The sequence below is a fragment of the Colwellia sp. C1TZA3 genome, from assembly GCF_007954265.1.
Classification (GTDB): Bacteria; Pseudomonadota; Gammaproteobacteria; order Enterobacterales; family Alteromonadaceae; genus Cognaticolwellia.
This window is the reverse complement of the sequence record NZ_VOLS01000076.1, coordinates 1-13,909: the sequence shown is the minus strand read 5'-3', so window position 1 is coordinate 13,909 and position 13,909 is coordinate 1. Positions and strand designations below refer to the sequence as shown.

General features: G+C 39.3%; 11 protein-coding genes. 6 read left to right on the top strand and 5 right to left on the bottom strand.

Features of this window, described 5'->3' with window-relative positions:
• Positions 1–181: 181 nt before the first annotated feature.
• The 4 genes from ESZ39_RS15995 to ESZ39_RS15985 all read right to left on the bottom strand — a co-directional run bounded on the left by ESZ39_RS15995 (position 182) and on the right by ESZ39_RS15985 (position 6,676).
• Positions 182–3,637: a M36 family metallopeptidase gene (locus ESZ39_RS15995; protein ID WP_191321824.1), complete on the bottom strand. Its 3,456-nt coding sequence runs from the start codon at positions 3,635–3,637 to the stop codon at positions 182–184.
• A 486-nt stretch (positions 3,638–4,123) separates the two neighbouring features.
• Entirely contained in the window at positions 4,124–4,246 is a 123-nt protein-coding gene (locus ESZ39_RS18280) for a hypothetical protein (protein ID WP_262984505.1), read from the bottom strand.
• A gap of 322 nt (positions 4,247–4,568) precedes the next feature.
• A complete protein-coding gene (fghA, locus tag ESZ39_RS15990; protein WP_146880923.1) occupies positions 4,569–5,420 on the bottom strand; it encodes an S-formylglutathione hydrolase in 852 nt (283 codons plus the stop codon).
• A gap of 125 nt (positions 5,421–5,545) precedes the next feature.
• The gene (locus ESZ39_RS15985) at positions 5,546–6,676 is read right to left on the bottom strand and encodes an S-(hydroxymethyl)glutathione dehydrogenase/class III alcohol dehydrogenase (protein ID WP_146880922.1); all 1,131 of its coding nucleotides are present in this window, start codon (positions 6,674–6,676) and stop codon (positions 5,546–5,548) included.
• A gap of 234 nt (positions 6,677–6,910) precedes the next feature.
• Between ESZ39_RS15985 and ESZ39_RS15980 the strand changes: the two genes are divergently transcribed.
• Together ESZ39_RS15980 and ESZ39_RS15975 are read left to right on the top strand one after the other, a co-directional pair.
• Positions 6,911–7,777, top strand: a complete 867-nt coding sequence (locus ESZ39_RS15980) for a LysR substrate-binding domain-containing protein (protein WP_146880921.1) — start codon at positions 6,911–6,913, stop codon at positions 7,775–7,777.
• 564 nt (positions 7,778–8,341) lie between these two features.
• Positions 8,342–8,725: a VOC family protein gene (locus tag ESZ39_RS15975; RefSeq protein ID WP_146880920.1), complete on the top strand. Its 384-nt coding sequence runs from the start codon at positions 8,342–8,344 to the stop codon at positions 8,723–8,725.
• Between the two features lie 564 nt (positions 8,726–9,289).
• Here ESZ39_RS15975 and ESZ39_RS15970 read toward each other — a convergent pair.
• Positions 9,290–10,135 (bottom strand): LysR family transcriptional regulator, encoded by an 846-nt coding sequence (locus tag ESZ39_RS15970; RefSeq protein ID WP_146880919.1) that lies wholly within the window; start codon positions 10,133–10,135, stop codon positions 9,290–9,292.
• Between the two features lie 135 nt (positions 10,136–10,270).
• On the opposite strand from ESZ39_RS15970, the gene rimK reads away from it, so the two are divergent.
• Genes rimK through ESZ39_RS15950 form a run of 4 tightly spaced genes read left to right on the top strand, consistent with a single transcriptional unit; the run spans position 10,271 to position 13,549 of the window.
• Complete coding sequence (gene rimK / locus ESZ39_RS15965) at positions 10,271–11,176, top strand: 30S ribosomal protein S6--L-glutamate ligase (protein WP_146880918.1); 906 nt, start codon at positions 10,271–10,273, stop codon at positions 11,174–11,176.
• 8 nt (positions 11,177–11,184) lie between these two features.
• On the top strand, positions 11,185–12,204 hold the full coding sequence (locus tag ESZ39_RS15960; RefSeq protein ID WP_146880926.1) for a succinylglutamate desuccinylase/aspartoacylase family protein: 1,020 nt from the start codon (positions 11,185–11,187) through the stop codon (positions 12,202–12,204).
• Between the two features lie 16 nt (positions 12,205–12,220).
• The gene (locus ESZ39_RS15955; protein ID WP_146880917.1) at positions 12,221–12,652 is read left to right on the top strand and encodes an ATP-dependent zinc protease; all 432 of its coding nucleotides are present in this window, start codon (positions 12,221–12,223) and stop codon (positions 12,650–12,652) included.
• A gap of 24 nt (positions 12,653–12,676) precedes the next feature.
• Positions 12,677–13,549, top strand: a complete 873-nt coding sequence (locus tag ESZ39_RS15950; RefSeq protein ID WP_223270419.1) for a mechanosensitive ion channel family protein — start codon at positions 12,677–12,679, stop codon at positions 13,547–13,549.
• Positions 13,550–13,909: the final 360 nt, after the last annotated feature.

The following is a 13,909-nucleotide window of genomic DNA, read 5'->3' as shown; positions in this document are numbered from 1 at the left end:
ATACCAATCCCATTAAGTTATTGCTCACTTGTACTAGTTAAAATAGCTCAAGGCTGTGTTGCTCTCACTCCCAATAGCCAGCTATTGCTCAATCGAGCGCCTTACCTTGAATTATTTTTCCTGCGCAAAACAAGATCACAAACTTAATGGAACTGGTATTACTTATATCTAACGTTAAGCTTTACAGTTTAATAATAGTACCATTAACTGGATTAACCATAAACTCTACAAGTTCAATGCCACTGTCTGCAGGTGAACCCGCTTCACTTGTATCATTACTTTCATCAGCGGCATCAGTTACCATTTGGTCAAGCACAATAGTAAATTGTGTTGGACCATTAGCATAACCTTTGACACGTAAAATGTAAGTATCACCACCAACAACCGTACTACCGACTTGCTCAGAGGCGCCTAAATTACCAGACGTTGATAATACCTTGCCATCGCTATCAAGCATTGAGAAATCAAGGTCTGGGTAAGCACCACCGACATCAACATCTGCACTTAAGTCTGCTATGGCACTTGTCGCACTGTTTAATGCAGTGAACTCAACATCAACATAATCTACGTCCTCAGCTATTAATATATCAGTTGTGCCTACGGCAACTAGACCTTTGCGCTCAGAAATAGCATGGAAAACTACTGATCGATTAGCGGCTTCTGATGTGTCATTTGAAGCTTGGCTACCATTAGCAGCACGTGCTTGCCCTTCTATTTTAGCGAATACTTTAGCTTTAAAACTAAAGATCTCAGCTAATGGATTTGCAAAACTCAAATTACGAGCACTTGAGTCCATGCCTGGTGCTAGCGCTTCATTGTAGACAAAACGTGCTCTATCACCGCGTTGACCACTGCCAGCATTATCAGCGTTAGTAGCGGTTACGTTCGGGCTACTAATCGAAACAATATCAAAGTTGATAGGGCCGAATATCGCTTCTGAGCCATTGTTAGTTAAGGTATTGTCAAAAGCAAACTCGCTCAGTGAAAAAGTAACATTACTGATGCTTGCTTGTACATCGTCAGTAACATTTTTCGCTTTAAGTTTAGTTTTTGCCGTGCCTGATAAATCAGAAAAGCCTACTTGCCCAGTTGCATTGGTTTTAATAGCACGTACAACATATTGAAAATCAAATGCTTCAATACCTTGACCTGCGCCGCGACCAAAACCTTGACCTTTATCAAGATAGCTAGGTTCTGTAACAAATTCTACATGGGTATAGCCATTTGAACTTAAGTCACCATCGATATATTCACGGCCCACTACACCAGCAAATAAACGTGCTGGGCTATTACCTTTGCGTTTTAATACTTGATAACCAATAACATCATCAACACTGTCCCAGCTAACATTAATGCTGTCTTGACTGACAATATCAGCAGAAATATTTTGTGGTGTGTCTGGGGCTTCTTGACCGGCAGTAAAGTCACTTACCGCAGTAGAAATCAATTGTACGCCGCCTAGTGGTGCTTGTGCATTTTTACCTAATTCACGAGCAGCAAATATGCGTTCAATGAGTGCATGATGCTTACCTAAAGACTTGCTATCCGTTGAGTCTATTGGATATAACATAGCGTCAGCAATCAGCGTTGCATCACGGGCTTTAACAAAAGTATCGGGTGCACTTACCCCTAAAACATACATTGAACCTAGGAAAATACGCTCCCAAGTTTCTTTACCTAAGCTAGCCACTTGTGTTGCTTCACCAGTTACAGGGTCAGGACGCACAAAGTCGTTAGCTGGAAACATCTCTAGCATTAACTCACGGAAATCCCACATCGCACCCGCATATATCTCACCGTCTCTGTGTACTTCAAAGGTGTTACCACGTGTACCTAATTGTGAATAGCGCAATTGACTTTGACCACTTCGGATATACTCAAAAGAGTCTGGATCAACATTAGCTTCACGCAATACATCTCTTAATTTACAAGCATTAACTGGATAAGTCCCTAAATCAGGGGTTTCCCCTATGGTATAAGCCCATAAATCAGCTTGACCTTCATTTAAAGCCCCCCCTTCTGGGCTACCTTCAAAGCCAGCAATCGGAGTGATCGTGGCATGCGTACCTTCATGTACAGGCACACTAAAATCTAATGCTAAGTTATTAAAAAGATTACCGTGACCGTAAAATGTTGGGTTAACCACAACTTCTTCACCAGCAATATCTTGTGAAAGTGGTATGGCAAAGGCATTATCTAAATTTAGTAAGTCGGCTAAAAACTCAGGGTCGCTGGGGTCTTGTGGAGCATCTAAAACATTAGGAATATGAACAATGCCCACTAGCGGTGTAGACTCATTCGGGTATTGATCAGGAAAGCTACCGCTACTGCTACCAAAACCACGCTGATGAACCGCATCACCCTCTTTGTGTAAGTAATCCAAATATTCTAATAAATTAGTAATATAAATAAACTGGCTAATACCATCAAAATGTACTTTTTCACCTGTGGTATGATCTTTTTCATCTACGCGACCAGATATTGGTGCGTCATCACGGTCAAAATAATATGTGCCTAAGGCTGCTTGGGCAAATGGCGTACTCGTTGGTAAAGCGCTGCCGATAAGAGCATGCTTACCTGACAACACACCTTGAACACCACTAACTCGGTTTGTCTCATCAAACTTTCTTAATTTAATGCGGAGTAAACCTTCAGGTGTTCCTGTTAAACCACCATTTTCATCAACAATTTCACAGTTGTCTTGTAGCTCAGATGTAATCGGTGGGAATGTTGGGAAATAGTCCGCAAATTGATCGGTAGGTTCGTCCCCTTCTGCGGTACGCACTTGATCTTCACGATAAAGTATTTCGCCAGATTGCGCATCAACCATATATTTAAAAACACCAAAAGGATTAGTTGAGTAGTAATAAAACTGCCACACTAAACTATGTCCTTCACCTGTTTGTACAAAGCGTAACTCAGGCATAGGGGTTTTAAATACACCTAATTTAGTCGCAATAGTTTCAAATGCTGGCGTTAAAACATCCAACGCCGCCGCTGGAATGTCTTTTTGAAATGGTAATAAATTTTGGCTTGCCGCTAATACCGCTGCTTCAGGAGTAAGATCTGGTTGACTAGCAAGGTTAAAGGCTTTTTGATAAGGCCCCATAACACCACGTACATTATTGCTTGCATCGATAACAATTCCAACACCATTACCTTCAACTTTAATGCCATTAACCACTTGGTCGAAACGAACAACTTGGCCACCTAAAGCTGGTTTTGAACGATTAACATTAAATTGCAGTTGATCGTTAGTCAAACCTTCAAAAATTGCTTGATGGTCAGCAATAAAATTGCGCGCCATATTTTCAACCGAATTACCTGAGGTCTTAATTGCCATACCTGTCATGGCATTGACTGTTCCAGTCATTTCGTTAACCGAAACCTGCACATTGGGGTTCGCCGCTTTAAATTGACTAATCGCTTGGGCTTGTACTGCGCTTAATGCCATTAAATTGGTAAACGCCACATCTTGTAGTTGATTAAGTGTTGGCACACCAGCAACATCAAAATTTAATATTTTATTCGCTTGAACACTGTCAGTTATCGTTGAAGCATAAGCGTCACCGGGTAAAACTGAGAAGGGTATTGCGAGTGCAAATGCAATAGCGCTAGATAGTAATGTAGTTTTCATCTTAACAACCTTTATATTTATTGCCTCCATAAACGAGCAAGCTAGACGGTAAATCAGCGGTAGCACGTTGATGAACGCTTTATGGGTGAAAAAGTAATTGACTTAACCACAGTGCCCATTTTTTCAACAAAGGTTAATTAGGTGTTTCCCCTATGCAAACTGGGTAAAAACCCCTAGTGATTATTATTCATATAAATTACATCATGTTATCTTTATATTAACATGATAATTTAAGGTTTAAGGTTTAAGGTTTAAGAAAGAATAGTAATACCAGTTCCATTAAGTTTGTGATCTTGTTGTGCGCAGGAAAAATAATTCAAGGTAAGGCGCTCGATTGAGCAATAGCTGGCTATTGGGAGTGAGAGCAACACAGCCTTGAGCTATTTTAACTAGTACAAGTGAGCAATAACTTAATGGGATTGGTATAAATATCTTTAGCTAAAGTTCAGCTAGATAATATGGGGGGCATAATTATTAGTAATTTGATTAAATAGTCGTGTTGTAGAGGCTAAATAAGTTTTCATTAACCATGGTGATAAAGAATAAAATCGCTGCAAATAACCAAGATATAATCGCTACTGTGCCTGACAAGCGAAATATATATAACATTTTTGTTTCATTCTTAAATCCTTCAATGGTTATTTATCAGCTAAATAAGACGGTGCTTTATCGGTGGATAGGCTCTGGCAATATTGTTACACCTAAAATGTCTAACAAATTGATTTCAATAGCACGAGAGATCTCAGTTAACAGCAGTCATTTAAAGGTCGCTTAATTGCTGCATTATATTTTAATGTTACTCCTCACTATGACAGGGTTCTAGATATGATACCAAGTTGATTAATAAGAGCAATGGCCGCCGAATAGGACAACGGCCATAAAAGTGTGCTTTATTAAAATACTATCTAGTAAAAAACGAGACAGGAAAGTGCTATTTAGCTAAGTGCTGAGCATGAAAGCGCAGGTGCTGTTCAATAAATGATGAGATAAAATAATAGCTGTGGTCATAGCCGTTGTGAATATTCAGCTCTAATGGATAACCACTAACTTTTGCTGCAGCTTCTAATACTTCAGGTGTTAACTGCTCATTAATAAAATCATCAGCGCCGCCTTGATCAACTTTAGCCGGAATAAACGCCGTCGCTTTACGCATTAATTCACTAGCATCATGGTTGCGCCAAGTGGCTTGGTCTTTACCCAAATAAGCGGTAAAAGCTTTTTTACCCCAAGGCGCTTGCACTGGATTACAAATAGGGCTAAACGCCGACATTGAGCTATAACGTTCAGGGTTTAACATGCCAATGGTTAATGCACCGTGTCCGCCCATTGAATGGCCACTAATCGCCCGTTTATCTGATACTTCAAATGCAGCTTCAATGATAGCGGGTAATTCATTGACCACATAATCGTACATTTGATAATGGCGATTCCAAGGTGCTTGGCTGGCGTTAACATAAAAACCTGCGCCTTGACCTAGGTCATAACTTTCATCATCAGCCACACCGTCGCCGCGTGGGCTAGTGTCAGGGGCAACAATAGCAATACCCAATTCGGCAGCCATACGCTGTGCACCGGCTTTTTGCATAAAGTTTTCATCACTGCACGTTAAACCTGAAAGCCAATACAACACCGGTACTTTTTCGCCGTTTGATACTTGTGGCGGTAAGTAAATAGCAAAGCGCATAGTACAATTTAAGGTTTTAGATTGATGGCTGTATTGTTTCTGCCAACCACCAAAGCTTTTGTTTGCACTTGTATTTTCTATTAAATGCTCAATTGTCATGGTACACCTCACAATATTAGCCCCTTTTTGTGCTGATACTTATGCTGCAAAAAGGGGTAATAAAAATTATATTAAGATAGATAGCAATTTATTTTTAAACTAAGTCACCGCGATTAAAATCAATCTTACTTATCAAAGTGAATAACACTGCGAATACTTTCGCCTTTGTGCATCAACTCAAACGCATCATTAATATCTTCAAGTGCCATAGTATGAGTAATAAAATCACTTAATTTGAATTCACCCGCTAAATAACGTTCTACGTAATCCGGTAATTCAGTACGACCTTTTACACCGCCAAATGCTGATCCTCTCCATACCCGACCTGTCACAAGTTGAAATGGACGGGTTTTTATCTCTTGCCCCGCACCGGCAACACCAATAACGACTGACTCACCCCAACCTTTATGACAACACTCTAAAGCAGAGCGCATTAAGTCGACGTTACCGACACATTCAAACGAGTAATCAACACCGCCATCAGTTAATTCAACAATCACATCTTGAATTGGCTTGTCGTAATCTTTTGGATTAATGCAGTCAGTAGCACCGAGTTTTCTGGCTAACTCAAACTTACTTTCGTTAATATCAATCGCAATAATACGACTGGCTTTCGCCATAGTTGCGCCAATAACTGCCGATAAACCGATACCACCAAGACCAAAGATAGCAACGGTTGCGCCCTCTTCAACTTTCGCTGTATTCATCACCGCGCCCATACCGGTAGTAACACCACAACCTAATAGGCAAACTTCTTCTAACGGTGCAGTTTTATTCACTTTCGCTAAAGAAATCTCAGGTAATACCGTGTATTCAGAGAAGGTAGAGCAGCCCATATAATGAAAAATGGGTTGGCCATCTTTATAAAAACGCGTGGTGCCGTCAGGCATTAAGCCTTTACCTTGGGTTTCGCGAATTTTTTGACAAAGGTTGGTTTTCCCTGATAAACAAAACTTACATTCGCCACATTCTGGTGTGTATAGAGGAATAACATGGTCGCCGACTTGTACACTAGTAACACCTGCACCAATTTGTTCAACAATACCACCACCTTCGTGGCCTAAAATAACCGGAAAAATACCCTCTGGATCTTCTCCCGAAAGGGTAAATGCATCGGTATGACATACGCCTGAGGCGATAACCTTCACTAGCACTTCGCCTTTGCGTGGTAACATCACATCGACTTCTTCGATGGATAATGGTTGCTTAGGTCCCCAAGCAATAGCCGCTTTTGATTTAATAAACTTATCTGACATATTTGTTCTCACTTTCAATTGATAGATATTTTTAAGATTTAGCATCTAGTGCAACTCTTAATATAGCCCTAGTCTAATACATTCCTTTAGGTGTGATAATACCACTAAAATACAATTCACTTTTACCAAGCAGTAACAATAGTAAGCGGGCGTTACTAACAGTCGCTATAATTATTTCTTTAAAAATGATAATGTAATAGTTTGTAAAATCACTTGTACATATAGGTAATAATCATGCAATGGGAAGGTATTAGCGAATTTGTATATGTGGCCGAAAATGAGAGCTTCACCTTGGCCTCAAAAAAAATGACGATATCAACAGCGCAAGTAAGCCGCCAAATAAGTGCTTTAGAAAAGCGCCTGAATATCAAGTTATTTTATCGTACCACTCGCAAAGTCTCTTTAACGGAAGAAGGGCGGGTTTTTTATCAGCACTGTCGCAGCGTACTTGATGGCTTAGACGCGGCAGAGCGTGCAATTACCAACCTGCAATCAAAACCTCAAGGTAAAATTAAATTAACCGCACCAGTAACCTATGGTGAAAAACAGATATTGCCACTAGTAAATAATTTTGTAAAACGCTATAGCGATGTTGAAGTGTCAGCTTACTTAAGTAACCGACAAATTGACTTAGCCGAAGATGGTTATGATTTAGCCATTCGTCTTGGCAAGTTAAGTGATTCGTCAATGATGGCAAAAAAATTAGGTAAACGAACTAACTATGTTTGTGCCTCGCCACGTTATCTCGACACACATGGTATACCGCACTCTATATTAGAGCTAAGCAAACACAACTGTTTATTGGGCACAGCTGATTATTGGCACTTTAGCGAATTAGGCAAAGAAAAAAGTATCCGTGTTAAAGGTCGGTTGCGCTATAACAATGGCCATAGTTTAACCGATGCCGCACTCAAAGGCTTAGGCATAGTGCAATTGCCAGATTATTATGTTCAACAACATCTACAGAATGGTGAGCTGATTTCTTTATTAGACAATTACCGTGCGCCTGATGAAGGTATATGGGCGGTTTACCCGCAAAACCGCCATTTGTCACCGAGAATAAGATTATTGGTAGACTACTTGGCTGAGCAGTTACTTTAATCTTAATTTCGTGCTTACACACTTGGGTCAGTAAGACAATTTCAAAGCACAATATCACCTATCGCTTGTGCAATCGGCAAAGGCATATTAATTTTTTAAAGCGGTTGAGCTCTATGCTATGACTATAAATAGCTCAATAAAATCACCCGCTGCTCAAACCACTGACATCACAATTGGCGACTGAAGTACTACTGATCAAACTAATGTTTTTTGATGGTTTGCTTTGAAAACTTGCTAGGTTATTAAAACACTTATTGGGATAATCGCAACTTAACCCAGCCACCTCTGTATGCATTAGCCACAACTGATCCTGGTCTATCTGCGAATAACTCAGGTTTTTATTACTTAACTATTTAACTATTTAATAGGACTATTACGAAACAGTAAAAGTCCTTTTACATTTACATGGATTATCATTCATCTGCAAAGGTATATTATACCTCTATCGAAACGAACGATAGCCAATACACTCAGTGTATTGGCTATGCTCGATAAGCAAACAATCAATTTTTACTTATAAAATTTGACGTATAACTTTTTACTCATAATAAACGGAGAACATAAATGAGCGTATTTACTCATGTAACTGTCGGCACTAAAGATTTGAACAAGGCTCGCGCCTTCTATGATAACGTTTTAGGCACCATTGGCCTCAAGCGCATTGCCGATCTAGATGAAAACGGTTCAATCTGGGGTGTAGACGCACCATCTTTCTTTGTATTAAAACCTGCGAACGGCCAACCTGCTAGTGTTGGCAATGGTATTACTGTTAGTTTCGAAGCACCTAACCGCGGGGCTATTGACGCTTTTCATGCAGCGGCCTTAGCTGCTGGCTGTCCTGATGAAGGCGCACCGGGTACTCGCGATTGGGCTCCTAATGCTTATGCGGCTTACACACGCGATTTAGACGGTAACAAACTTGCTGTTTACTGCTTTAAAGCCGTTTAAAGCCGTTTAAAGCCGTTTAAAGCTTATGTAAGCCACTTAGCTTCACTAAAAACAGCTAAAAAAACACCGATTAATCGGTGTTTTTTCATTTATGCACAAAGGTTTATTACCCTAGCTGATAGTAGTCGCTAAATAATCACCAAATTTGGTGTCTTCAAAGTACTTGCAGGTATCGCTATATCTATACTTTTGCCACTTCAAGATGCAGTCTGCTAATGGTGAGTAAACTTATACCAATCCCATTAAGTTATTGCTCACTTGTACTAGTTAAAATAGCTCAAGGCTGTGTTGCTCTCACTCCCAATAGCCAGCTATTGCTCAATCGAGCGCCTTACCTTGAGTTATTTTTCCTGCGCACAACAAGATCACAAACTTAATGGAACTGGTATTACCCCCACTTCTCTTCATTTACTTTAAATTGGCCAAAGCCGCTTCGCTTGTAATGTAGAAGTATTAGTTTATTTTGCTAATTTACAGTAAAAACAGCTTAAAATTTTATCAGCAGGTTTTACTTCTAAACGGTATTCTTTCTAAAAATGTATCCTTTCTAAAAATGTATTCTTTCTAAAAGTGTATGTTGGGAAATAAACCTATCACTTGTTTAATAACTTCAGTTTTTTGACTTTTCGCTAAATATACGGCAAATATTTCACGATGATAAACTGGCGCACTTTCAACAACAAACAACTTATTCGCTTCAACATGTTCAAAAGTCATTTGTCTAGGCAAGTGTGCACTTCCCCCTGCTTGTAAAATATAATTTAAAGCAATGCGGGGCTGGCTCATAAAGTGTTTTGCGGGTGGAGCATGCTGAAATTCCCGCATATGCCGGGTATTCACTGCCTCGCCATAATCCACCATAATATAATTATCGACATGCATACCTTCAATGTGATCGGGATCGGTGGTGACTAAATGCAATGGCACTGTCGCTACTTTTTCGGTGACTAAATCTTCAATAAATGGCGGTTCAAATAAAAATGCAAGATCTACCACACGACCAATAACATTTTTTCTTAACTCCATTGGCGAATAGGTACTGGTAAATAAACTAACACTGTCTAAATTACGGTGAATTTTTTGCAACCAGGCTTGCAAGACAATATCCCAGATAGAATTTAATGATCCGATGGCGAGTTGCTGTGCATCGTGTTCCGCTACACCGACATCGTGCTTGGTTTTTTGCCACATAAAAAGAATTTCATTGGCATGCTTTATTAGCCTAAGACCTTCAGTCGTCAACTTTAAATGCTTATGGCTGCGATCAAACAGCAAAACACCCAAATCATCTTCTAATAACTTTATCCGTGCACTGACCGCTGACTGAGTAATAAAAAGATTTTCAGAGGCGATTCTAAAATGTAATGTTCGGCTTACTTCCAAAAATGTTGTTAATAATTCAAATTTCATAAACCCCTCTCTAATCAAATATTTTGATTGAACTGGCCAAAATATTGCGTTTTATTATTTTAAGAACTGACTATACACTCTAGTTTCATACTTACATCACTTTAAATAATAAAAGTAAAAAATTAGGTAACTATTATGAAAGTAGCAATATTATCAAGAAATAAGAATCTTTATTCTACAAGACGCTTAAAAGAGGCAGGCGAAGCAATGGGACACGAGGTTGATGTTATTGATACTTTACATTGCTATATGGATATCACCAGTACGCATTCAGCTGTGCGTTATCACGGTAAAGAACTACCTAAATACGACGCTATTATTCCTCGTATTGGTGCTTCTGTGACCTTTTATGGCACAGCGGTTGCTAGACAATTTGAGATGATGGGCACATTTAATATTAATGAATCAGTCGCGATTAGTCGTTCTCGCGATAAATTACGCTCATTACAATTATTATCACGTAAAGGTATTGGCTTACCGCGTACCGGCTTTGCTAGTAAACCTGATAATGCCAAAGATTTAATCAAGAACGTGGGTGGCGCGCCCGTGGTAATTAAATTATTAGAAGGCACCCAAGGTATTGGTGTGGTTTTAGCTGATACTGCGAAAGCAGCTGAATCGATTATTGAAGCCTTTATGGGCTTAAAAGCGAATATATTGGTACAAGAATTCGTTAAAGAAGCCGGTGGTGCTGATATTCGTTGTTTAGTGATTGGCGGTAAAGTGGTTGCGGCGATGAAACGACAAGGCGCAGAAGGTGAATTTCGTTCTAACTTGCATCGTGGTGGCTCTGCCACTGTGGTTAAATTATCGAAAGAAGAACGTGAAACAGCGATTAAAGCAGCAAAAGCCATGGGCTTAAATATGTGTGGGGTAGATTTACTGCGCTCACAAAATGGCCCTATGGTGATGGAAGTAAACTCATCGCCAGGTTTAGAAGGCATAGAAACCGCAACAGGTAAAAATATTGCTGGTATGATTTTTGATTTTTTAGAAAAAAATGCCAAACCGAACAGTAATAAAACTCGTGGCAAAGGATAAGGCTAATGATGAATGCATTAAAAATAGGTGAATTTGTCATATTGCCCGGCGAACAGCGCAAGATAGACTTGCCTGTAGCCAAGTTATATACCGACGCAGACGTTTCTTTACCTGTACATATTATTCGTGCCAAAAAACCTGGGCCGATTATTTTTGTTAGTGCTGCGGTGCATGGTGATGAGTTAAATGGCATAGAAATCATTCGTCGATTGATCAGCGAAAATAAGTTTAAAATCACCAAAGGAACTGTGATAGCTGTTCCTATGGTGAACGTTTATGGTGTGGTCAATCAAAGTCGCTATATGCCTGACCGAAGAGACCTTAACCGTTGCTTTCCTGGCTCAGCGAAAGGTTCGCTAGCTGGGCGCGTAGCGCATATTTTTCTTAATGAAATTGTTAAGCATTGTGATTACGGCATTGACCTGCACACAGGAGCAATTCACCGCTCAAATTTACCGCAAATTAGGGCGGATTTATCCTGTGAAGAAACCAAAGAGCTGGCGCAAGTATTTGGCGTACCTGTGGTGTTAAATTCAAACATTATTGATGGTTCCCTAAGAGAAGCCGCGGTACAACATAATACTAAAGTACTGCTTTATGAAGCTGGAGAAGCATTACGTTTTGATGAGTTTTCAATTCGTGCCGGCATGAGAGGCATTACTAACGTATTAAAGCATTTAGGTATGCGTAAATCATCACCAAGCCGCAAAAAAGTTATTGCGCCCTTTGTTGCTAACAGCAGTCAATGGTTACGCGCTAATGCCAGTGGCATTGTTAATCATCGCGTGCGTTTGGGTGAGCAAATTAAAAAAGGCGATGTTTTGGCCGAAATTGGTAGCCCTTACGGCGAAATCATCGATGTTGTAAAAGCAAGTAGAGCCGGTATATTAATTGGCCAACAAAATATCCCTTTAGTACAAGAAGGTGAAGCTATGTTTCATATTGCCTACTTTGAAGAAGATGATAAACATATTTTTCAGCAAATAGAGAATGCTCAAGACAACCTTTTACCGCAAAACAACATATAAAATAAGGTATCGTAGTATGAAAAAAAAACAAAAAGCAATTATAGGCCGTTTGGAAACTATTGCGCTACCTGATTTAGCCATAACAGATTTACAGGTGCGCGTTGACACGGGAGCTAAAACCTCTTCATTACATGTTGACAACATTACTAAGTTTAAAAAAAATGGCAAGGTAATGGTGCGGTTTGACCTACACCCTGATGTTTATAACGTTGAGGATATGGTTTCTTGTGAAGCCCCTATTCATGACATTAGACGGGTTAAATCTTCAAATGGTACTTCAGAGCAACGTTATGTTATATCAACACCAGTAAAATTAGGTGATGCTCTTTGGCCGATTGAAATAACCTTAACTGACCGCTCAGATATGAGTTACTTAATGTTATTTGGCCGTGAGGCTATTGGTGAAAGGTTTCTTGTAGACCCATCAAAAGTATTTATAAATTCATAATATATAATTTATTAAGGCTTTAGTATGACTATTGAACAGACCATGGAACAAGCAAAAGCGATACTTTCTCATGTCGTTATTACGATATCAGAACAACCCGTCACGATAGGCGACATACTTTTTATACCCATAGTCATTTTTATGGGTATATTGTTAACCAAGTGGCTAATTAAATTGATCAGTAGCCGCTTAACGACAAAAAAAACCGACCCTAATATTATTCATTTAGTAGAAAGAGTTTTATATGTTATTGCAATAACAATTATTATTATCAGCATATTAGACTTTATGAATGTGCCGATTGCTGCTTTTGCTTTTTTATCTGGCGCAATTGCTATCGGTTTTGGCTTTGGTGCACAAAATATTATTAATAACTTTATTAGTGGTTGGATCTTAATGTGGGAGCGCCCTATTCGTATTGGCGATTTTTTAGAAATTGAGGATTCAAAAGGCTTAGTTGAAGAAATTAACACCCGCTCAACCCGTATAAAACGGGTAGACGGTGTGCATTTATTAATACCTAACAGCAAATTACTTGAAAACACTGTCGTCAACTGGACCTTAGTAGACCAGTTTGTCAGGTGTTCAGTTAAAGTTGGTGTCGCTTATGGCTCACCAGCCAAAAAAGTTGCTGGGTTAATTATGCAAGCAAGTACAGAACAAGCAGAAGTGCTACCAGAGCCCAAACCCTTAGTGACCTTTGATGACTTTGGCGACAATGCCTTAATGTTTGAAGTTACTTTTTGGGTAAACTCAAGAGCAGAAAGTGGTTTAAGAATTGCAAAAAGCAACGTAAGGTTTCGCTTGGAAGAATTATTTGAACAAGAAAATATTATTGTCGCGTATCCGCAACGAGATATACACCTTGATGGCTCATTAAAGATAATCAACAGCTAAACAAGCACACTAAATAACGCTTCAATTAGCTGAAAAGATACTAACACCTGCGTAAATTTATTTGATCAGTCAATATTTATTGATGACAGATCAAATAAGTTTACCTGCCTATGCACTCCACACAGGCAGTGTGATTTTTTAGACAAAAATTACACTAAAATGACATCAAATCACAAATAAATAACGATAAATGAATGCAATGTCATTCTGCTATCCACTTTTATTGTTTGACCTAATACCAGTTCCATTAAGTTTGTGATCTTGTTGTGCGCAGGAAAAATAATTCAAGGTAAGGCGCTCGATTGAGCAATAGCTGGCTATTGGGATTGAGAGCAACACAGCCTTGAGCTATTTTAACTA

Bases quoted from the DNA above. Each gene is read 5' to 3' on its own strand.
- ESZ39_RS15995 (WP_191321824.1), bottom strand. From the start codon at position 3,637: ATGAAAACTACATTACTATCTAGCGCTATTGCATTTGCACTCGCAATA.
- ESZ39_RS18280 (WP_262984505.1), bottom strand. From the start codon at position 4,246: ATGTTATATATATTTCGCTTGTCAGGCACAGTAGCGATTATATCTTGG.
- fghA (WP_146880923.1), bottom strand. From the start codon at position 5,420: ATGACAATTGAGCATTTAATAGAAAATACAAGTGCAAACAAAAGCTTT.
- ESZ39_RS15985 (WP_146880922.1), bottom strand. From the start codon at position 6,676: ATGTCAGATAAGTTTATTAAATCAAAAGCGGCTATTGCTTGGGGACCT.
- ESZ39_RS15980 (WP_146880921.1), top strand. From the start codon at position 6,911: ATGCAATGGGAAGGTATTAGCGAATTTGTATATGTGGCCGAAAATGAG.
- ESZ39_RS15975 (WP_146880920.1), top strand. From the start codon at position 8,342: ATGAGCGTATTTACTCATGTAACTGTCGGCACTAAAGATTTGAACAAG.
- ESZ39_RS15970 (WP_146880919.1), bottom strand. From the start codon at position 10,135: ATGAAATTTGAATTATTAACAACATTTTTGGAAGTAAGCCGAACATTA.
- rimK (WP_146880918.1), top strand. From the start codon at position 10,271: ATGAAAGTAGCAATATTATCAAGAAATAAGAATCTTTATTCTACAAGA.
- ESZ39_RS15960 (WP_146880926.1), top strand. From the start codon at position 11,185: ATGAATGCATTAAAAATAGGTGAATTTGTCATATTGCCCGGCGAACAG.
- ESZ39_RS15955 (WP_146880917.1), top strand. From the start codon at position 12,221: ATGAAAAAAAAACAAAAAGCAATTATAGGCCGTTTGGAAACTATTGCG.
- ESZ39_RS15950 (WP_223270419.1), top strand. From the start codon at position 12,677: ATGACTATTGAACAGACCATGGAACAAGCAAAAGCGATACTTTCTCAT.